Origin of the sequence: Actinoalloteichus hymeniacidonis, from assembly GCF_014203365.1 — a bacterium.
In the GTDB taxonomy this organism is placed as follows: Bacteria; Actinomycetota; Actinomycetes; order Mycobacteriales; family Pseudonocardiaceae; genus Actinoalloteichus_A; species Actinoalloteichus_A hymeniacidonis.
In genome coordinates, this window is sequence record NZ_JACHIS010000001.1 from 3,468,777 (window position 1) to 3,489,098 (window position 20,322).

The following is a 20,322-nucleotide window of genomic DNA, read 5'->3' on the forward strand; positions in this document are numbered from 1 at the left end:
GTCCGAGCGCGATGCGCGGTTAGGCTGCGCGAGTGGTGACGATCTCTCCGTACGGGGCTTGGAACTCACCGATCGACGCTGCGGACGCGGCCAGGTCGGGTGGTGGGGTGCTGACGGCCGACCTCCACTTCGGTGAGGTGTGGTGGACCGAGAGCCGCCCGGAGGAGGGCGGCCGGGTCGCGCTGATCCGCCGGGCCGCCGACGGTCGCACCCTCGAGGTGCTCGGCGCCCCGTGGAATGTCCGCAACCGGGTGCACGAGTACGGCGGCAAGCCGTGGGCCGTCTTCGCCGGGGACGGCGGCAAGCAGGTCGCCTTCACTCATTGGGATGACCAGCGTGTCTACGTGCTCGCGCTCGACGAACCCGATGCGATCCCGAAACCGGTGAGCCCTGCGCCCGAACGCCCACACGGCTACCGCTACAGCGATCTGGTGGCGGGTCCCGACGGTCGCGAGGTGTGGTGTGTCCGGGAGACCGTCATCGGCGATTCACGGGTGGATGTCCGCCGGGATCTCGTCGCGCTGCCGGTCGCGGGGACCGCGGCCCAGGACGCCGACGCGGTCCGAGTGCTCACGGCGACCCATCACTTCCTCACCGCGCCCCGGCCGAGCCCGGACGGGCGCCACGTGGCCTGGATCGGTTGGGAACACCCGGCGATGCCCTGGGACGGCACCGAACTCTGCGTGGCAGAGATCACCGAGGACGGATTCGGACCGCACCGGGTCCTCGCGGGCGGTCCGAGCGAATCGGTGTGCCAGCTGCGCTGGACCGACGACGACGCCTTGGACGTACTCACCGATCCCACCGGCTGGTGGAACCCGCACCGGGTGCGGCTGGACGGCACGTCGACACCGCTGCTCGACGCCGAGGTGGAGATCGGCGGCCCGCTGTGGCAGCTCGGCGCCAGCTGGTTCGCGCCGCTGGGCGACGGCCGACACGTGGTGCTGCGCGGTGGTAGGCCTGCGCTGTTCGACGAGTCCGACCACAGCCTCGTCGACATCGAGACCCCGCTGACCGCTTGGCGCGCGTCGCTGGCCTGCGATGGACACACCATCGTCGGGGTGGCCGGTGGACCGCACAGCAAGCCCGCGGTCGTGGCCCTGGATGTCGAGACTCTGACCCCGCAGATCCTCACCGGCCAACCCGAGGGTCTGCCGGATGCGGCGTACCTGCCGCTCCCTGAGGCACGCGTGTTCACCGGGCCGGACGGGCAGCGCATCCCGGCGGCGGTGTACCCGCCGACCAATCCCGACTTCGCGGCGCCGGACGGCGAGCTGCCGCCCTACCTGGTCCATGTGCACGGCGGACCGACGGGCCAGCACAGCACCGTGCTGGACCCGACGATCGCCTACTTCACCAGTCGGGGAATCGGCGTGGTCGCGGTCGACTACGGCGGCTCCTCGGGCTACGGGCGGGCGTTCCGGGAACGGCTCCGCGAGTCCTGGGGCGAGGTCGACGTCGCCGACTGTGCCGCCGTCGCACAGGCCCTGGCCGACGAGGGCACGGCGGATCCCGCGCGGCTGGCGATCCGAGGTGGCAGCGCAGGCGGCTGGACCACGGCGGCATCACTGACCACGGTGTCGGTGTATCGCTGCGGAACCGCGTTGTTCCCGATCCTGGATCTGGAGGGCTGGAGCGGCAGCGGCGGCGAGACCCACGACTTCGAGTCCCGGTACCTCGACAGCCTCGTCGGACCGCTTCCGGAGACCGCTCAGCGCTACCGGGACCGCTCCCCCATCCACCACGTCGACCGGTTGGCGGGACCGATCCTGCTCCTGCAGGGACTCGAGGACGAGATCTGCCCACCGGAGCAGAGCGATCGCTTCGCCGCACAGCTCGAAGGGCGGGGCATCCCGTTCGCCTACCTCACCTTCGAGGGCGAGCAACACGGCTTCCGCCGGTTCGAGACGGTGCAGACCGCGTTGCGGGCCGAACTGTCCTTCTACGCGCAGACCCTGGGTTTCCAGGTGTCCGGCGTGCCGACGCTGCAGCTGCGCCGATGAACGGCCTACGCCGAGCGCGGCGGCTGGTTCCCGGCGACCGGGTGGCGATCATCGCTCCCGCCGGGCCGGTGGTGGCCGCGACCTTGGACGCCGGGGTGGAGATCCTGCGAGGTTGGGGATTGGAGGTGGTCCTGGGCAAACACGTCCTGGACCGCCATCCCGACTTCGCCTACCTGGCGGGCCTGGACGCCGATCGCGCGGACGACCTGCGCAACGCCTGGCTGGACCCCGACATCGCAGGGGTGCTCTGTGCCAGAGGCGGCTACGGCTGCACCAGAACCCTGCAACGTCTTCATCCGGCGGAGCTCGCCGCCGGAAGCCCGAAGGTGTTCGCCGGTTCCAGCGATGTGACGGCGCTGCATCAGGTCTTCGGCAAAGTGCTGGGACTGGCCACGCTGTTCAGCCCCATGGTCGGTAGCGCACCGTTCGTCGACCACCCCGGCGCCGTGGAGGCGCTGCGACGCACCCTCTTCGAACCCGAGACCGCACTAGTGCTCGGCGGGCCCGACGCCGGGCCACCGCTGGTCCCGGGTCGGGCCACCGGCCGACTCTGGGGTGGGAACCTCACCCTGCTGGCCGCCGATATCGGCACCGTCGACGCACACCCGCCGCCGCCCGGGGCCATCGTGCTGTTGGAGGACGTCGGCGAGGAGCTGTACCGGCTGGATCGGATGCTCACCGAGCTGGACCGGGCGGGCTGGTGGCAGCAGGTCGCCGGATTCGCGTTGGGCTCCTGGACCGACTGCGGGCCACTCGACGCCGTTCGAACGCTGCTGGCCGACCGCCTGGGCCATCTCGGGGTGCCCATCGGCTGGGAACTGGGCTTCGGGCACTGCGCGGATCAGCTCACCGTTGCACTGGGTCTCCCTGCCGAACTGGACGCGGACGCGGGCACGCTACGGCTCTTCGAGCCCGCGCTGACCTGAGGCAGGCGACGGCACGCAGGCACGTCGCACCGAGCACCGCGCCCGGCTTCACCTGGAAACAGGGCGGGGCCGGGTCCTCATGGCCGTCTGCCGAGCCAGGCCAACATCGTCTCCTGCTCGCCGGCTCCCCTGGGCGCTGGCACCGCTGGGGCGAGAAGTCCTGCCTGCCGCCAATCGTCGATGTGGGGACGGATGTCGGCGTGCACGGCAGCCACCAGTTCCGGATCGAGACTCTCGTCGGCGCCGATGCCCACGGCGAGGTCCCAGGCGTGCACCGTCATGTCGTCGATCATCTGCCAGCCGTACTCCCGCGCCGGGATGATCCCGGCCCCGGTGTGCACCATGCCGTCCATCGCTCCCGGCGCCGACCAGGCATCGTCGGCGGCGGCGATCGCACGCGACCACACCGCCACCGGCTCCGACCCGAGCTGGTCGCCGTCGAATCGATCCCCCACCTCGTCGATCGTGGCCCCCGAGAGCAACGGCGGCACCCACAGCTGTTCGACCACCAGATGCGCGACCAGATCGCGGACCGTCCACTCGCTGCAGGGCGTCGGGGCGTCCCAGCGATCGGCGGGGACGGCGCGCACGCGCCGGTCGAACTCCGCTATCGCCCTACGACGAGCGTCCTGCTGGTCCATCGAATGCCTCCAGTTCTGTGCCCCGCGCGGCAGCCGAACCCGAGCCTAAGACGCCGGCCCCGACCTCGCCCGTGGATGCGGCACCCCGAGGACCGGTACCCACCCACGCGGACACCGGGACCGGCGAGCACGCGGCTGGTCGAACCTTCGGCGAACCCGGTGACGCCGACCGAGGCCGGACTACGCGAAGATCCCTGGGTGAACGGCGATCGACTCACCTCGGCGGAATACACGGAGTTCATCCACGCGCAGACGGCCGTCGGACCGACGCCGTTCGTCCCCGAGGTGCAGTTACACCTGGCTGCGGAGGCCTTCGAGCTGTGGGAGCGAACCGAGCGGGAACTCGGCGGATCCGATACCCCGCCGCCGTTCTGGGCCTTCGCCTGGGCGGGTGGCCAGGCACTCGCGCGCTATGTGCTCGACCATCCCGCCGTCGTCGCCGGGCGTCGGGTGCTGGATGTGGCCGCCGGTTCGGGTCTGGTCGCGATCGCGGCGGCGTCCTCGGGCGCGCTCCGGGTGCAGGCGAGCGAGATCGATCGATTCGCGGTGACGGCGATCTCGCTCAACGCGGCGATCAACGCTGTGTCGGTGACCGCCGAGCTTCGCGATGTCCTCGACGGAGACGGGCTCGACGCCGAGGTGGTGCTGGCCGGAGACGTGTTCTACGAGCGGCCGATGGCGGCGCGCGTACTGCCCATGCTCTCCCGAGCGCGGGCCAGAGGCGCCCGAGTGTTGGTGGGCGATCCGGGACGGATGTATCTACCGCGTGCGCGATTCACCGCGCTTGCCGAGTACGAGGTACCCGTGGTCGCGGCACTGGAGGACACCGAGGTCAAGACGAGCACGGTCTGGGAGTTGACCACCTGAGCATTGCGCCGCCGCACACCATCGCGGCGGCGCGGCACGGGGGCTCGCGACTCGATGGGTCGAGTCGAGGCTGCGGGGGTGAGGCGATCAGCCGCCGACGGAGCCTCGGCGGGCCCGTCGATGCCCTCGGTTGGTCAGCACCGTCATCAACAGGTTGGGGTCGTCGACGCTCAAGGTGACGTGTCGGACCGCGACGCGCCTACCGAGCCGTCGAGCATGGGCCGGAGCCTCGAGAAGAATCTGCACGAGAGCCGTCCTGGCTCCGAGCAATCGAACTCCGCCGGGCCCCACATCGGCGCCCGGAACGCGGTGGTGGGGCAGCACGATGACGGAGGACACCGATCGCAGCGGGAAGGCGGTGCGGAAGAATCGGCCCGCGCGGATGACCACCTGGTGTAGACCGACATCGACCCGACAACTGCGCGGTGTCGAGCCGGTGAGCGTCAGCATGACCCTCCGGAGCCAGTTCACCCGGAGCCGGAACCGAACGGCACCTAGGTCGACCCTTCGTGTCACAGCACCTCTCCCTGCGTTGTGCACCCAAGTGGGGCAGGTCAGCGGACGACCCATCCACACGACGACATATCCGACACGGTAACGGGCAGCGAGCCCGTTGAACACCGGCACCACGGGTAGTCGCCCCTGATCGGTGAATCAGGCCCCAAGACCCGAGATGCCCCGGCGAGACGAACTCGCCGGAGCATCTCGTTCACACCTGGGTGTTCACACCTGGATTCACTACGAGAGCGGACGGACTCGCTCCGCCTGCGGACCCTTGTTGCCCTGGGTGATCTCGAACTCCACGCGCTGGTTCTCCTCAAGCGTACGGAAGCCCTGAGTGTCGATGGACGAGTAGTGGACGAACACGTCCGGTCCCCCGTCCTGAGCGATGAAGCCGAAGCCCTTCTCCGAGTTGAACCACTTGACGGTGCCCTGAGCCATGAACTGTGTCTCCTTGTAGGGACGATTCGGGGTCCGCACCTCGCGGATCCCGGGTTCTGGTTCGTCGTCCCCCGTCATGGACCGGGGCCCACGTACAGAAAACGCCCGCTATGTGGCTCCGCGGGCGTCCAAGAACATGCGAGGAACTGCAACAGCAACCGGCGCAACCGTAGCACGATCGGGCCGTGCGGGTAGCGGCCCAATGGGCGAATCTCCTCCGGCGTGTCGAACCGTCGGTTCGCGTGCCCCTCGGCGCCCTCGATGATCGCTCGATTCGGCACTCCCGCCGGTCAGGACGGCCCTCGGCGTACCTCGTCGGCGATGCGGCGGGCCGCCTGCTCGACCGGTTCGTGTTCCCAAAGACGTACCGGCCGCCAACCCGCTTCGATCAACCGCCGGTCGGTGTCCGCATCGCGTTCACGGTTCGTCCGCAACTTCTCCGCCCAGTACGCGCCGTTGGCGCTGGCGACCGTGTGGTGCAACGGGCACCCGTGCCAGAAGCAGCCGTCGACGAAGACGGCGACTCGCGCGCGGGTGAAGACCAGGTCCGCCGTTCGACGGAGATCAGGCAGCGGGCGGGCGGAGACCCGATATCGCAGGCCCATGGCATGCACGGCGCGCCGTACCGCCAGTTCCGGCCGGGTGTCGCGTCCCCGGTTGCCGCGCATGCTCTTGCGTACCGAGGGTGAGGAGGCCCAGGACTGGGAACTCCCCGTGCGCGCCACGCGCCGCAGCCTATCCGTCGTACAGCGCCGGCCGTGTCCGAGCCCGGTCGCCCCGGGCCCGAACGACCGGGCGGTTCGCCTCGGCGATCGTCCGACGACGGGACTCATGCCCGCTGCCCGGCTCGTCACCGGTAGGCGCCGAGGGACGCCGACAGGCGAGAACGGCGCGTGTGTCGACCTATCGGACTACCCGGTCGCCCGCACCCCGCTTACGATGACCTCGTGCCGACGATGATCGACCTGTTCGCCGGGTGCGGCGGGATGACCGGCGGGTTCGTCGCGGCTGGCTTCAGCACCGCCCTCGCGGTGGAGCTCAATCCCTACGCCGCAGCGACCTACGCCGCCAATTTCGGCGAGGATCACGTGCGCCAGGTCGACATCGCGACGGTATCGGCCGCCGAGGTTCCCCGCGCCGATGTCGTGGTCGGCGGGCCACCGTGTCAGGGTTTCTCCAGCCTGGGCAGTCGCAATATCGGCGATCCGCGCAACCAACTCTGGCGGGAGTACGTCCGTGTCGTCCGTGCGGCCAACCCGAAGATCTTCGTCATCGAGAACGTCGACCGCTTCCTGCGCAGCCCGGAGTTCGCCCTGCTGCGGGCCGAGGTCGACGGCGGCAGCCTCGCCGGATACGAGTTGACCTACGGCCATCTCAACGCCGCCGACTACGGCGTGGCCCAGCGGCGCCGTCGCACGATCATCATCGGCTCGCGCATCGGCCCGGTCGCCCTGCCGGAGCCGACCCACGGCAGGGGCGAGCAGGACGCGCTGCCGGTCGGGTTGCTGCCCTGGGCGGGTACCCGGACCCGTATCGCCGAGTTGCCGGAGCGTCCGGACACCACCGAGCTTCCCAGGATCACGACCACCTTCTTCGGCAGGCCGGTACCGGGCGTCTTCAGCGGCCTCGACCTGCATCTGGGTCGCAGACCGACCGAGTTGTCGCTGCGCCGCTACGACTGTGTCCCGCCGGGCGGTGGCCGGTTCGACCTGCCCACCGAGCTGCTGCCCCGCTGCTGGCGGGAGAAACCGTCCGGCACCACCGACGTGATGGGTCGGATGCGGTGGGATGCACCATCGCTGACGATTCGCACCGAGTTCTTCAAGCCGGAGAAGGGGCAATACCTGCATCCGCAGTGGGAGGCGGACGAACCGATGCGTCGGGTGAACCGGCCGATCACCCACTACGAGGCGTCACTGCTGCAGGACTTCCCCGCCGACTTCCGGTGGTGCGGGACCAAGGCCGAGATCGCCAGACAGATCGGCAACGCCGTCCCGTTGGGTCTGTCCCGGGCGCTGGGCAACCAGGTCGCGGCCGCGTTGCGGTGAACCCGTGGTGGGCGAATCCAGCTACTCGTCGGCGGCCGCTCTGCCCCATACCGTTCGGTGCCCCGCCTTCCGACGGAGCACCGCAGCCGGCATTCGTCTACTCGGTCTCGGCGGCTCGCGGGCGGTCCGGCTCGGACACCTCGCTCTGATCGCCACCTGCGGGCCCCACGACGGTCAGGTCGGCGGCCGGGTCGCGTACCTCGGATGGCGGGGCGGTGATCGGGCCCAGAGCGGTCCCGGTCAGCGCGCCCGGCCGGTCGGGGTCCGAGGAGTCCGCAGCCGTCGTATCGGGCGCGGCGACGATCTTCACGACGCGCGGCGGCTCCCCGCCGGTGGGCCCGGTCGAGTTCTGTCGTCTGGTCAGCGGGGCGGGCACGGCGGCGAGCAGTCGGCGGGTGTAGTCGTGCTGTGGATCCGACAACACCTGCTCGACGGTGCCCGTCTCGACGATCCGGCCGCGATACATCACCGCGACCCGGTCGGCGATGGCCCAGGCCAAGCCGAGATCGTGCGTGATGACCAGGGTGGACAGCCCCAGCCGCACCCGGAGATTCAGCAGCAGCGCCAGGATCTCGCCCCGTACCGAGGCGTCCAAGGAGGCGACCGGTTCATCGGCGATCAGGACGCGAGGCGACAGCGCCAGCGCGCCCGCGATCACCACCCGCTGCCGTTGGCCGCCGGAGAGTTCCCCGGGCAGCGCGTTGAAGAAGCGTTCAGCTGGTCGGAGTTCGGCCTGTTCCAGGGCCGCCGCCACCAGTTCGGCCTCGTCGCCCTCGACGCGATGGATCCGCAGGCCCTCCGCCACCGACTCGTAGACGCTGTGCCGGGGGTTGAGCGCGCCGGTCGGGTCCTGCAACACCAGCTGGACCTGACGGCGGTAGTCGCGCAACCCGCGTCCACGCACCGGAAGCGGCTGCCCCTCGAACTCGATCCGCCCGGCGGCCAACGGTTGCAGGCCCACCAACGAACGCGCCATGGTCGTCTTGCCCGAGCCGGACTGTCCGACCAGAGCCACGATCTCGTCCCGTTCCACCCGCAGGTCGACGCCGTCGACCGCGCGGGTGGTGCCGCCACGGCGGCCTCGGAAGACGACGGAGGCACCGGAGGCGACCAGCAACGGGCTGCTCGTCCGGCTGACGGACGGGGTAGGTTCCGCAGCAGGCCGCGCGCTCTCCGGGGCGTCCGAACCGGCGCCGATGCCGTCGGGTCCGTTCGATTGATCGGCCGGGGTTCGTCCGGTGGTCAACCGCGACGCGGGGTCGCCCACCTCGGGGAAGGCCGCCGCCAGCGCCCGGGTGTGCTCGTGCTCGGGATCGGCGATCACCGCCTTGGCCGGGCCCTCCTCGACGACCCGACCGTCGTGCATCACGGCCAGCCGTTCGCAGCAGGAGGCCAGCACCGACAGGTCGTGGCTAATCATCATCAGGCCGAGTCCCCGGTCGGCGACCAGGCGGGTCATCAGCTCCAGGACCTGGGCCTGCACGATGACGTCCAGCGCCGTGGTCGGCTCGTCGGCGATCACCAGTCTCGGGGAACAGGCCAGTGCCATGGCGATCATCACGCGCTGGCGTTGCCCGCCGGACAGCTCGTGTGGGTACGCCGAGGCCTTGGCGGCGGGCAGTTCCACCTGCCCCAGCAGTTCGGTGACCCGGCGATCGACGGCGGCGGAGGTCCTCGCGTCGCCCCCGTGCAGCCGGATGGGCTCGGCGATCTGCTCCCCCACGGTCCGCACCGGGTTCAGGGCGTGCATCGCGCCCTGGAACACCACCGACGCCCCGGCCCAGCGCACCGCGCGGAGCCTGCTCCAGCCCATGGTGCGCACGTCCTCGCCGTCGAGGAGCACCTCGCCGCCCAGCCGGGCGGTGCGGGGCAGCAGTCGCAGCACCGACATCGCCACGCTGCTCTTCCCACACCCCGATTCCCCGGCGACGCCGAGGGTCTGTCCGACGTCCAGCGTCAGGTTCACCCCGCGCACGGCGGGCACGACGCCCCGCGTCGACTGGTAGTCGACGGTGAGGTCCCGCAGTTCCAACAATGTCACCGGGACCCCCGCAGACGTGGATTGAGCACGGTCTCCAATGCCCTGCCGCACAGGGTGAACGCCAGGACCACCGTCACGATGCCCAGCCCCGGCGGCAGCAGGTACCACCAGGCACCGCCGGTGACGGCGCCGGTGTCCATCGCCGATTTCAACATCGCACCCCAGGAGACCAGGGTCGGATCGCCGAGACCGAGGAAGGACAGCGTGGACTCCGCGATCACCGCGCTGGCCACCGCGAGCGTGGTGTTGGCGAAGACCAGCGGCAGCACGCCGGGCAGCACATGACTGCCGATGAGGTGTCCGTGGCCCGCGCCCAACGCCTTGGCGCGCTCGATGTAGGGCCGCGCCTCGACGGCGAGGGTCTGGGCCCGGACCAGTCGCGCCGTGGTCGGCCAGGCGGTGAGCCCGATGGCGAGCACGATGGTGCCGAGTCCCCTGGCGAGCACCGTGGACAACGCGATCGCCAACACCAGGGACGGCACGACCAGGAAGAAGTCGGTGACCCGCATCAGGGCAGCCGAGGTGAGACCGCCGAAATGGGCCGCCAGGATCCCGACGAGGGTGCCGATACCGACGGACAACACCGTGGCGGCCAGACCGACCAGCAGTGAGATCCGCGCTCCCCACCAGGTGAGCAGCAGTACGGAGCGACCGTTCTCGTCGGTGCCCAGCCAGTGCTGCATGCTGGGCGGCTCCAGCCGATCGGCCGTCGCCTGCGTGACGTCCAGACCGGCCTGGTCGGTCAGCAGCGGTGCCGCCAGTGCCAGCACCGCGATCAGGACGAGCACACCGAGTCCCACCAAGCCCGCACGTTGGCTCCGGAAGGACGACCAGCCCGTGGCGAAGGCCGTCCTGCGGCGTGTCCAGGCGATCGCGCCGGGGCTCTGCGTCGCGGTCATGAGGCACGCACCCTGGGGTCGAGGAATCGATAGAGCAGATCGGCTATCAGGTTCATCGCCACGACCGCGCCCGCCAGGACGATGAAGGTGCCCTGCAGCAACGGCAGATCGGGGACGTCCAGGGCCTGATAGGTCAGCAGCCCCAGGCCCGGCCACGAGAACACGGTCTCCACCATGATCGCGCCGGAGACCACCAATCCCAGGTGCAGGAAGATCAGCGTCACCGTGGGCAGCATGGCGTTGGGCACCGCGTGTCGGCGCCGCACCAGGTCATCGCGCAGCCCCTTGGCCCGTGCGGTGGTCAGATAGTCGGCGCCCATCTCCTCCAGCAGCGAGGAGCGCATCACCATCTGATACTGCGCGAAGATCACCGCGACCATCGTGATGCAGGGCAGCACCAGGTGGTGCGCCACGTCCAGGACGTAGGGCAGCAGGCCGGGCGGCGTGTCCGGGGAGGTGATCCCGCCGGTCGGGAACATGCCGGGGATCGGCCCGACCCCGACGCCGAACACCATCAACATGATCAGGCCGAGCCAGAAGGTGGGCACCGACCACAGGGTCAGCGAGACCCCGGTGGCGGTGCGGTCGAACCGGCTGCCGTGCCGCCAGGCACTGCGGGTGCCCAACCAGATACCCAGCAGGACGGCCAGCACGGTGGACGTGCCCGCGAGCAGCACCGTCGGCCAGAAGCGTTCGGCGATCAGGTCCGACACCGGCCTGCTGTAGAAGTAGGACACTCCCAAATCGCCGCGCAGCACGCCGAACAGGTAGTCGACGAACTGTTGCCAGAGTGGCAGATCCAGCCCGAACCGCTCACGCAGCTCCGCAATCTGGTCGGCGCTGACCGCCCGCCCTCTGGTCATCGTCTGCACCGGGTCGCCGGGCAGTACCCGGAACAGGAAGAACCCGAGCAGGATCACCAGCAGCAGGCTGGTCAGCGCACCACCGAGCTTGCTCACCACGTAGCGGGCCAGGCCGCCGCCCGAACGGCCCTCCGTGTCCGGGGCATCGCCCAGGGACTCGGATGGGGCGAGCACGTCACTCACCAGGTCACTCCCGATCGTCGGCGGTCGCGCGACGGCGTCGGGAGATGAGCAGGGCCGCGCCGCCACCGAGCACTATCACGACGCCGATACCGAGCAGGATCGCCCCGCTGTCGACACCGCCGCCGCTGGAGGCGCCGTCGATGGGTCGGGCGCCGTAGTAGCCCCAGTATCCGTTCTGTTCCCGAATCACGCCGCCGGGATCCGGCTGAACCTGGAAGCCCTCGAAGCGGTCGGAGCGGTAGGCCTCGAGCGCGTTCTCGTAGAACAGGGTCATGGAGGAGGACTGCTCGTAGAACAGCTCCTGCATGTCGCCGACGATCTCCTTGCGGGCGTCCGGGTCGAACTCGGCCAGCTGCGCCTGGTAGAGCTCGTCGAACTCCTCATCGCAGAAGAAGGCGTCGGTGGTTCCGCCGGTACCGTCCGCGCCGGGTCGCTGGGCACAGGTCTGGATGCCGAGCACGTAGTCGGGGTCCGGGTTGACCGCCCAACCGCTGAAGGCGAGGTCGTACTGGCCGACGCTGGTCAGCTCGTTGAGTCGGGTCCCGGCCATGATCTGCAGGTCGATCTCGATGCCGATCTCGCTGAACCAGCTACGCAGGAACTCACCCGACTGGGTGTCGAATGCGCGGTCGCTGCGGCCATAGAGCCGGAAGGACAGTGGGTTGCCCTCCTCGTCGACGCGGATCCCGTCCTCGCCGAGCTGGTAGCCCGCCTCGTCCAACAGTTCGTTGGCCGCGTCGAGGTCGAAGTTCCAGCGTTGCTCGTCCGAGGGGCTCCAGGCGTAGTTCTCGAAGACCGGCGGGATGTATCCGGCACCGGGTTCGCCGTAACCGCCCAGGACCCGTTCGACCAACACGTCCCGGTCGATCGCCTGGTTCATCGCCTGCCGCACCCGAACGTCCTCCAGCGCGGGGTGGCCGTCACCGATCGGCTCGCCCTCCCTGGTGGCGGCGCCGGGATTGGTGGCCAGTTCGAAGAAGCGGCGACCCTGGGCCTCGTTCACCGCGATGCCCTCGGTGTCGCGCAGCGCGTCCATCTGGGCGGGGGTCAACCTGTTGACCAGGTCCACCTCGCCGGTACGCAGGGCCTGAACGGCGGCGTCGGCGTTGCGGTAGAACAGGAACTGGAGCTCGTCGATCTCCGCGGGGCCCCGGAAGTAGTCCGGGTTGGCCTCCATGCGGATGAACTGTTCGGCGCGGTACTCGGTGAGGATGAAGGGGCCGCTGCCGACGACGGGCATCGTGTCGTTGGTGAAGGACGCGATGTCCTCGACCTCCGACCAGATGTGCTCGGGGACGATGGGGACGTCCAGGGCGAGCATGGTGGCCTGCGGGGTGGCCGTGGTGACCACCAGCGTCTGCTCGTCCTCGGCCACGACGGTGTCGAAGTTGGCGACGAAATTGCCGTTGGCCGTGCGCGCCGCCTCGTCCTCCATCATGAGGTTGTAGGTGAAGGCCACGTCCTCGGCCGTCACCGGCTCGTCGTCGGACCAGGTCACGTCGTCACGCAGGGTGAAGGTCCAGGTCAGATTGTCCTCCGAGGTCTCCCAACTCTCGGCGAGTCCCCCGATCGGTTCCTGGTCCTGCGCCGAGGGCAGCGTGACGAACTCGTACATCAGCCGCATCAGCTCGGTGGACGAGGCGAAGATCGCGATGAACGGGTTGAGCGAATCGATGTTCTGCGTCACCGCCACCCGCAGGACGGTCGACGAGTCGTCCGTCGTCTCGGCCTGTGCCACCGGTCCGACGGCGGGAGCCGCCACGGCAGCGATCACTCCGACGGCGGCCGCGACGGCGCCTGATCTGACTCTCATCCGATGAGCCCCTTTCCACCCAGTGGGAGAAAACCAACCACCTGGTACCGAGGCGAGTCAATGACTTCCGATCCACTTTCGTCACGACATGCGCACCCGTGACATGATCTTCGCCGCATCGGGATCGACGGCGGCGAATCCGCTACGTAACACCGCACGGCCGAAGGCCGCCCGACCGCCGCATCTCGACACGGGCGGCAGGATCGACGCGGTACGGTCGGCGATTCCACATCGTGATCGAACGGAGTTTCGTCCGGCGCACTCCCGCCGGGCCCGCCGCCGGGCCTCGGCACCCGTCTCGGCCGGTGTGGGAGTGGGCGACACGATCCGCCGTAGCGGGCAGTCCCGCCGCGCCCGATCGGACCGGTGTCGTTTTTCGACCATCACCCATCATTGTCTGCAAACACCGTTCGATGCACGCCGCCGTCGCCCCACCGAGAAGATCACTCGGCCAGCGCGACGACGGTCGACCCGGCAGTGAGCGACGCCGCACCATCAGGGGACCACACCGTCGCGTACCGTGTGCGCTGCGCGAAATCGGACCGGTTTCGTACCGAAGTCGAGTGGCATAAGACGGGCACCGGAGTCCGGCCAACTTGGACATGGTCGGAAAATTACCGATATCAGCCCGGATATGTGGCACATAAACGCAGGTCAGCCCATTGCCCCAGGCTTCCACACCGTGCTTCGATGATCTGGAAACGACGCCCAGGACAATGCAGGCGCGAAGCAACCCAGCGTTTCCTCGCCGCCATGCAAGTAGTGGTCGAACATTTCGTGAACAACAAACGCCGGGAAAGTAACGGCGGTGCAGGAAAAATTCCACGAACGGATTAACGGATAGCCCAGTACGACGCCTTGCGTCGAGCTGCTGGGAGCCTGAGGAGGAAACAGATGAAGGCACGTGCCGGTCTTGCACTGATGACATCGTCGCTGGCGGCGGTCGGGACGTTGGCACTCGCCACGCCCGCCCACGCCTCGCTGACCACGCACTGCGTCGGCACGGCGGGAGCGGTGACCGTGCCGGGCGACCTGTATGTCCCGGCGGGCGAGGCATGCGCGTTGGAGGGCACCACGGTGACCGGCAACGTCGTGGTGGCCGAGGGTGCGGACCTGCTGATCGAGGACGGCACCTTCGACGGTTCCGTCACGGTCGAGGGCAACGGCTTCTTCGAGGCCGTCGGCACCAGCATCTCCGGTGACGTCAGCACCACCGACGCCTACGGAGTCGACCTGACCTCCTCCCAGCTGGGCGGCTCGGTCGTCCTCACCGGCGAGGCGAACGCCAAGTACCCCACCTACGGTTTCGTCTTCGATTCCACGGTGGCGGGCATCGACTCGACCGCGGCCGAGCTGCTCGTCGAGAGCTCGTCCATCGAGGGCTCGGTGACCTCCGAGGCCTCCCTCTACGCCGACCTGGTGGACTCGGTGGTGAACGGCGACCTGTCGGTCACGGGCGCCGAGCTCGGTTCGGTGTTCTGCGCGGGCGAGGTCTACGGCGACGCGGTCTTCGACGGCAACGCCGACGTCGTGCAGCTCGGCGGCACCGGTCCGGTCCTGAACTGCGAGGGAACCTCCTTCTGGGGCGGGAACGTCACGGTTTCGGGCACCACCGGCGATGTCGTCGTCGCGGAGAACATCATCCGGGGCGACCTGGCGGGCGAGGGCAACGACACCACTCCGGTCGTGTCGAACAACCGGGTTCGCGGCACGGTCAGCGGCCAGTTCGCGGCCCAGGACCCGGCCGTCGAGCGCAAGGTCATGCCGTTGCGCGTCTCGCTGGACCGCACCGCCGAGCTGGAGAACCGCTCGGAGGAGCGTCGCACCGAGGCGGAGGAAGCGGCCATCGCAGCAGGGCCCGCCAACCTCTGAGCCGACCCGTGCGTCCCGTAGGGGCGCAGTGCACGAACAGCAGGCCCGGTACCCGAGAGATCTCTCGGGTACCGGGCCGTTCGTCACGGTGACCGTGGGTGATCGGTGGCGATCTCCGCCGGCGGCCCGACCCACAGTGCGATGGCGGTCGAACGGCCCGGTCGAACGACCCACTCGTCCCGGTGAACGCACCGTACGGCGGTGATCGACCTGGGCAGGCGTCCCGCCTACTCTGCACCCATGCACATCCTGATCTCCGCCGATATGGAAGGTGCCACCGGCGTCACCTGGACCGACGATGTGCGGCCGGGCACCGAACAGTGGCAACGGTTCCGGCGCCTGTTCACCCAGGACGTCAACGCCTGCGTGGCGGGTCTGTACGCGGGCGGTGCGACCCGGGTGCTGGTCAACGAGGCGCACTCCTCGCAGCGCAATCTGCTCCTGGAGGACTTGGACGAACGCGCCCGCCTGCTTACCGGGCGGCACAAGCCACTGTCGATGATGCAGGGGATCGATTCCGGTGTGGACGGCGTCGTCTTCCTCGGCTATCACGCGGGAGCGGGGGTCGAGGGCGTGCTGTCGCACACCTATCTGGAGAACTCGATCACCGGGGTGTGGTTGGACGGGGTACCTGCCAGCGAGGGCAGGCTCAACGCCGCACTCGCCGCCGAACACGGCGTTCCCGTGCTGCTGGTCACCGGCGATGATCAGACCTGTGTGGACGCGAGCGACTACGCACCCTCGGCTGCCATGGCTCCGGTCAAGGAATGCGTCAGCCGCTACGCGGCGATCTGCCTGCCGCCCCCAGGCGCCCAGGCCCTGATCGGCGCGCAGGCCGAGCGGGGCATGGCGGCGGCGGGCCGCATCGAGGGCGCGGTCGGTGCGCACCACATCGAGGTCGAGTTCGACGCCGCGCATCTGGCGGCGGCCACCGCCGTGATCCCCACCGTGGAGCAGCTCGACGTCCGTCGAGTCGGCTTCGACGCGCCGTCGATGACCGAGGCGATGAAGTGCTTCAAAGTGGTGACGGCGATCGCGGGCGGCGCGGTGCAGGGCATCTACGGCTGATCGATGGGCGACCGGTCCGTGCCACGAGGCCGGCCCGGTCGGCCACCGGCCGCGATGGCAGCGTGCAGGCTGCCGCGTGATTTTGATCCGACTTCGAGGTGGTGTCCCTACAGTCGAGCGCCCGGGTGATCTTCGCCCGCGAACGGAGGGCTCGGCTCGATGTCTGTTCGTCCTGGACGCCCGACGGGCCGGCCGCCGCTCGCTCGGGCCGCCGCGCTCGGGGCGCCGTGCCCGCCGCCGAAGCCCGCCCCGATGGGGCGCGCCGGTAGGCAGGCGACACGCCGATGAGCAGCACCGAGGTCGCCGCCCCGTCGCAGCGGACCGTCAACGCGGTCTTCCTCGGCTTGAGCCTCGGGGTGTTCCTGGCGGCGCTGGACGGAATGATCATGATGTCGGCGTTGCGCACGGTGGCCGATGAACTGGGCGGATTGACCCAGCAGGCATGGGCGACCACGTCGTATCTGGTCACGATGACCGTGTCGACCCTGTTGTACGGGAAGCTGTCGGACATCTTCGGCCGGAAACGGCTCTATCTGATCGCGATCTGCATCTTCACCGTCGGTTCGCTGTCGTGCGCACTCGCCCAGTCGATGTACCAGCTGGCGTTGTTCCGCTGCGTCCAGGGCCTCGGGGCCGGCGGGCTGTTCCCGTTGGCACTCGCGGTGATCGCCGACATGCTGCCGCACCCGCGACGGATCGGATACCACGCCAGGCTGGGCGCGATATTCGGCGTCGCCGGTGTGGCTGGGCCGGTGCTCGGTGGACTATTCGCAGGCGCCGAGTCGCTGCTGGGTGTCGATGGCTGGCGGTGGGTCTTCCTGGTCAACGTCCCGGTCGGGCTGGCGGCGCTGGCCGTGGTGGCCGTCGCGTTCACCGTCGACTCGCCCCGGATCGCCCACCGAGTGGACTGGTGGGGCGCCACGACGCTGGTGGTGGGCATCGTGCCGTTGCTGATCCTGGCCGAACAGGGCCGGGACTGGGGATGGTCCTCACCGACGACCCTGTCGACCGCAGGAGTCTCACTGATCGGCTTGCTGCTGTTCGTCGGCGTCGAGCGGGCGATGGGCGACGAGGCGCTGTTGGCACCCCGGTTGTTCCGCCGACCGGCTTTCGCGCTGGTCAATGTGATCAATTTCCTGGGCGGCATCGGCATGTTCGCCGGAATGGCGCTGATCCCGCTGTATCTGCAGATCGTCCGAGGGCTCTCCGCTTCGGCAGCGGGGTTCCTGCTGCTCCCCCAGGCGATCGCGATGCCGGTCGGTGCACTGCTGTGCGGCCCGCTCCTGGCGCGAACCGGTCGTTTCACCGGGCTGCTGGCCGGCGGCCTCACGATCATGGCGGCCTGCTTCCTGGCCCTGGGGCTGACCGAGTCGGCCGCGCTATGGCAGACCACCGCATTGGTCACGATGCTGGGTCTGGGCACGGGCGTGTACTTCCAGGTCGTGCTCACCGCGATGCAGAACAGTGTGGACCGCACCGAGATGGGTGTGGCGAGTTCGCTGGCCGGTTTCTCCCGCCAACTCGGCGGAGTCGTGGGCACCGCGGTGACCATCTCGATGCTGTTCGGCCTCGGCGCGCAGCGCATCGCCGCCGAGTTCCACGCGCTGCTGGGCTCCGCGGAGTTCGCCGCCGCATCGAACGCGGACCGGACGGACGGCGCCGCTGCGGAGTTCCTCGCGGGAGTCCGCTCGGGCGAGGTCGATCTCGACGACACCTCGGTCCTGACCGAACTGGATCCGCTGCTCGCGCAACCGGTCGTCGACGGCCTGGGCGGTGCCTTCGCCGTGGTGTTCGTGTCGGTCGGCGTGGTGTTGTCGCTGGCAGTCCTACTGACACTGCCGATTCGGACCCGCTCGCTCCAGAGCGCGCGGTGATCGCTCCGGCGCGCGGTGGCTCCTGGCCGGGCGATACCGACGGTGACGGCCCGATCTGCCATTCGAGGTAATCTGCGGCTTCACGATCGATTCAGTGACCTCGACCCGACGTCGGTGATCAAAGAACCGCTAACGTCTCCTTTCAGAAAATCGTTCACCAAAGCTGCGTCGCGCCGGACGGCGGCGGCCTCGCGTCGCACCCCATCTGAAGGAGTCTCGATGAGTCGAGGTCGTACCGGACTGGCGCTAGGCGCCGCGACGGTTCTGTTGACGGCCTTACCCGTGCTCCCAGCCGGAGCAGACACCACCCCCGACAGCCGGGACGACGCCGTCGTCTTCTTCGACGACTTCGCCGGGTCGGAGATCGACCGTTCGCAGTGGACCGTGGAGGTCACCGGAACGAACTTCGGCACGGTCAACAACGAGCAGCAGGCGTACATCGATTCGCCCGAGGTGCTCTACCTCGATCAGAACGTCGACGGCGCGGACAACGTGTTGGCCATCCATCCCCGATACCGCCCCGGCACCGTCGCGCCCGACGGCCGGACCTATGACTTCGTCTCCGGGCGCCTCAAGACCCAGGACAAACGCGACTGGACCTACGGCAACTTCGCGATGCGACTGAAACTGCCTCAGGGCGGCCAGGCTCCCGGTCTGTGGCCCGCAGCGTGGATGCTCGGCTCCAGCATCGGCCACGGCACGCCCTGGCCCGCCAGCGGCGAGATCGACATCATGGAGAGCATCGGAGAGCCCTTCACCAGCGTGGCGCTGCATGGGCCCGGGTACTCCGGTGCCACCCCGCTGAACGCCCGCCAGCATTTCGAGGGCCTCGACCCTGCGGATTGGCATGTCTACAGCGTGGACTGGACTCCGCAGGGCTTCACTTTCTACATCGACGACCGGCAGGTGTACACGGCCAGCCGCGCCGAGGTCGAACAGTATGGCCAGTGGGTGTACGACGATCCGCAGTTCATCCTGTTGAACTTCGCGCTCGGCGGCGACTACCCGGCGGGCGTCAACGGGGTCAGCCAGCCCTACCACGGCATCCCGCAGTCGACGGTGGACATCGTCGCCGCCGACAACGCCCGGTACCTCATCGACTGGGTGAAGGTGGAACAGAACTAACAGCAGCCGAGGCCCAGTGTGGTCGAGGCGGATCGACGTCCGTGGGGAAGGACAGGTACGGGCAGCAGGCCTTTTCGGGGAGGCGTGGAGTCCGTATCAGTGCGGGAACCGTCCCCACGGCTTCCAGGGTGCGGGGTTCGTGATGTGTGGCTCACGAACCCCGCACCGCTTTCATGCCGTTCCTCTCGCGGTCGACCCCGTATCACGGGCGATCCGCGAGCCGGTCCGCGTCGGGTGCGCTCGGCGGCCGGCGGTCGTGGGCCCCGCGTTGGGAGCACGCGGCCGCAAGCTGCAGCTCGCCGCACCGCAGTGCGTGGTAGTCGGGATCGATGCGAACGGCGAAGGCCGAGCCGATCCGGTCGATCCCATCGGCGGAGCGGGCCAGGGTGGCCAAGGCCTCGGTGAGCCCGATCCGGTCGAGATCACGATGACAGGCGGCGGCCACGGTGTCGTAGGCACGTAACAACAGGCGTGCCAGGGCCTTGTCGGCCCGACGATCCAGCGACTTCGGATCCGACGACCCGGTCGGATGGGTCGGGCGGACCGGGTTCTGCGCAGGCTCGGTGGACTGCAGCGCCCGACCGGAGGCGGCAAGCTTCCGACGCCGTCGTCGCAGATCGGCCGGATCGGTCTGCGCCAGGATGCCGCTGTCGAAGCGCGGGCGGGTCAGGCCTGTATCCACCGTGCGTTCGGTGGCCGAGGAACCGAGTCCTGCGGTCGAGCGCCTGCCCGGCGCGGCGTCGTCTCGACGCGCCGCGCGCAACCGCTGCTCATATCGGCGCAACGCCTCGATCTGTTGTCGTCTGCCGAGCACTCACCGCACCCATCTCCTCCGATGGCGGCGCGTCGATTCAGCCGCACGCCGCGCAGCGTCATGCAACCCGCTTATCGACCCCGGCCCGGGCGCCGTTACATCCCGGTGACCTCGCAGAGCGAGACGTGAACACTCGTCCACACTGGTCCGAGGCAGGCCGACGACCTCTTCCCGCAACGGGTCGGGGTCGACAGCGCCGCTCGCTCTTGACAGCGGCCGCGCATCGGCCCACTGTCCGAAGTGGCAGGAGAATCCCGATAGGCGGACCAGGACGACGAAGACGGCATTGCAGCCGCAACCCGAACTCCTCCCGATTCGCATCACACCGAATACCGCCGAACAA

17 protein-coding genes are annotated in these 20,322 nt (G+C 69.2%); 8 read left to right on the forward strand and 9 right to left on the reverse strand.

The features are described 5' to 3' along the window. Positions 1 to 32 precede the first annotated feature (32 nt). Complete coding sequence (locus BKA25_RS14110) at positions 33 to 2,003, forward strand: alpha/beta hydrolase family protein (RefSeq protein ID WP_069849211.1); 1,971 nt, start codon at positions 33 to 35, stop codon at positions 2,001 to 2,003. Then, positions 2,000 to 2,929 (forward strand): S66 peptidase family protein, encoded by a 930-nt coding sequence (locus tag BKA25_RS14115; protein WP_069849209.1) that lies wholly within the window; start codon positions 2,000 to 2,002, stop codon positions 2,927 to 2,929. The genes BKA25_RS14110 and BKA25_RS14115 overlap by 4 nt, the downstream gene beginning before the upstream one ends. 77 nt (positions 2,930 to 3,006) lie before the next feature. Here BKA25_RS14115 and BKA25_RS14120 read toward each other — a convergent pair whose 3' ends face one another. After that, entirely contained in the window at positions 3,007 to 3,570 is a 564-nt protein-coding gene (locus BKA25_RS14120) for a TIGR03086 family metal-binding protein (RefSeq protein ID WP_069849208.1), read from the reverse strand. Between the two features lie 159 nt (positions 3,571 to 3,729). Between BKA25_RS14120 and BKA25_RS14125 the strand changes: the two genes are divergently transcribed. After that, positions 3,730 to 4,437 carry a class I SAM-dependent methyltransferase gene (locus BKA25_RS14125; protein WP_236750781.1) on the forward strand — a complete coding sequence of 236 codons (708 nt, stop codon included), beginning with the start codon at positions 3,730 to 3,732 and terminating at the stop codon, positions 4,435 to 4,437. A gap of 87 nt (positions 4,438 to 4,524) precedes the next feature. Here the strand turns inward: BKA25_RS14125 and BKA25_RS14130 are convergent, their stop codons facing one another. The 3 genes from BKA25_RS14130 to BKA25_RS14140 all read right to left on the reverse strand — a co-directional run bounded on the left by BKA25_RS14130 (position 4,525) and on the right by BKA25_RS14140 (position 6,104). Then, a complete protein-coding gene (locus BKA25_RS14130; RefSeq protein WP_157421056.1) occupies positions 4,525 to 4,887 on the reverse strand; it encodes a hypothetical protein in 363 nt (120 codons plus the stop codon). 288 nt (positions 4,888 to 5,175) lie between these two features. After that, entirely contained in the window at positions 5,176 to 5,379 is a 204-nt protein-coding gene (locus BKA25_RS14135; RefSeq protein WP_069853636.1) for a cold-shock protein, read from the reverse strand. A gap of 290 nt (positions 5,380 to 5,669) precedes the next feature. Continuing rightward, the gene (locus BKA25_RS14140; protein WP_236750779.1) at positions 5,670 to 6,104 is read right to left on the reverse strand and encodes a very short patch repair endonuclease; all 435 of its coding nucleotides are present in this window, start codon (positions 6,102 to 6,104) and stop codon (positions 5,670 to 5,672) included. 231 nt (positions 6,105 to 6,335) lie between these two features. On the opposite strand from BKA25_RS14140, the gene BKA25_RS14145 reads away from it, so the two are divergent. Next, positions 6,336 to 7,427, forward strand: a complete 1,092-nt coding sequence (locus BKA25_RS14145; RefSeq protein ID WP_069849200.1) for a DNA cytosine methyltransferase — start codon at positions 6,336 to 6,338, stop codon at positions 7,425 to 7,427. A gap of 97 nt (positions 7,428 to 7,524) precedes the next feature. Here BKA25_RS14145 and BKA25_RS14150 read toward each other — a convergent pair whose 3' ends face one another. The 4 genes from BKA25_RS14150 to BKA25_RS14165 are packed head-to-tail and all read right to left on the reverse strand — an operon-like array spanning position 7,525 to position 13,226. Then, the gene (locus BKA25_RS14150) at positions 7,525 to 9,468 is read right to left on the reverse strand and encodes an ATP-binding cassette domain-containing protein (protein ID WP_084642963.1); all 1,944 of its coding nucleotides are present in this window, start codon (positions 9,466 to 9,468) and stop codon (positions 7,525 to 7,527) included. Further along, a complete protein-coding gene (locus BKA25_RS14155; protein ID WP_069849199.1) occupies positions 9,465 to 10,367 on the reverse strand; it encodes an ABC transporter permease in 903 nt (300 codons plus the stop codon). The genes BKA25_RS14150 and BKA25_RS14155 overlap by 4 nt, the downstream gene beginning before the upstream one ends. After that, positions 10,364 to 11,383, reverse strand: a complete 1,020-nt coding sequence (locus BKA25_RS14160) for an ABC transporter permease (protein ID WP_236750953.1) — start codon at positions 11,381 to 11,383, stop codon at positions 10,364 to 10,366. The genes BKA25_RS14155 and BKA25_RS14160 overlap by 4 nt, the downstream gene beginning before the upstream one ends. A gap of 34 nt (positions 11,384 to 11,417) precedes the next feature. Further along, positions 11,418 to 13,226 (reverse strand): ABC transporter substrate-binding protein, encoded by a 1,809-nt coding sequence (locus BKA25_RS14165; protein WP_069849197.1) that lies wholly within the window; start codon positions 13,224 to 13,226, stop codon positions 11,418 to 11,420. A gap of 894 nt (positions 13,227 to 14,120) precedes the next feature. Here BKA25_RS14165 and BKA25_RS14170 point away from each other — a divergent pair. From BKA25_RS14170 to BKA25_RS14185, 4 genes are all read left to right on the forward strand, one after another. Beyond that, positions 14,121 to 15,098, forward strand: a complete 978-nt coding sequence (locus BKA25_RS14170; protein ID WP_069849193.1) for a hypothetical protein — start codon at positions 14,121 to 14,123, stop codon at positions 15,096 to 15,098. 240 nt (positions 15,099 to 15,338) lie between these two features. Next, positions 15,339 to 16,166: a M55 family metallopeptidase gene (locus BKA25_RS14175; RefSeq protein ID WP_069849192.1), complete on the forward strand. Its 828-nt coding sequence runs from the start codon at positions 15,339 to 15,341 to the stop codon at positions 16,164 to 16,166. 284 nt (positions 16,167 to 16,450) lie between these two features. Further along, positions 16,451 to 18,040: an MDR family MFS transporter gene (locus BKA25_RS14180; RefSeq protein WP_069849190.1), complete on the forward strand. Its 1,590-nt coding sequence runs from the start codon at positions 16,451 to 16,453 to the stop codon at positions 18,038 to 18,040. 219 nt (positions 18,041 to 18,259) lie between these two features. Further along, positions 18,260 to 19,165, forward strand: coding sequence for a glycoside hydrolase family 16 protein (locus BKA25_RS14185; protein WP_069849188.1), 906 nt, complete (start codon positions 18,260 to 18,262; stop codon positions 19,163 to 19,165). Positions 19,166 to 19,367: 202 nt separating this feature from the next. Here BKA25_RS14185 and BKA25_RS14190 read toward each other — a convergent pair whose 3' ends face one another. Further along, positions 19,368 to 19,979 (reverse strand): SNIPE associated domain-containing protein, encoded by a 612-nt coding sequence (locus BKA25_RS14190; RefSeq protein WP_069849187.1) that lies wholly within the window; start codon positions 19,977 to 19,979, stop codon positions 19,368 to 19,370. Positions 19,980 to 20,322: the final 343 nt, after the last annotated feature.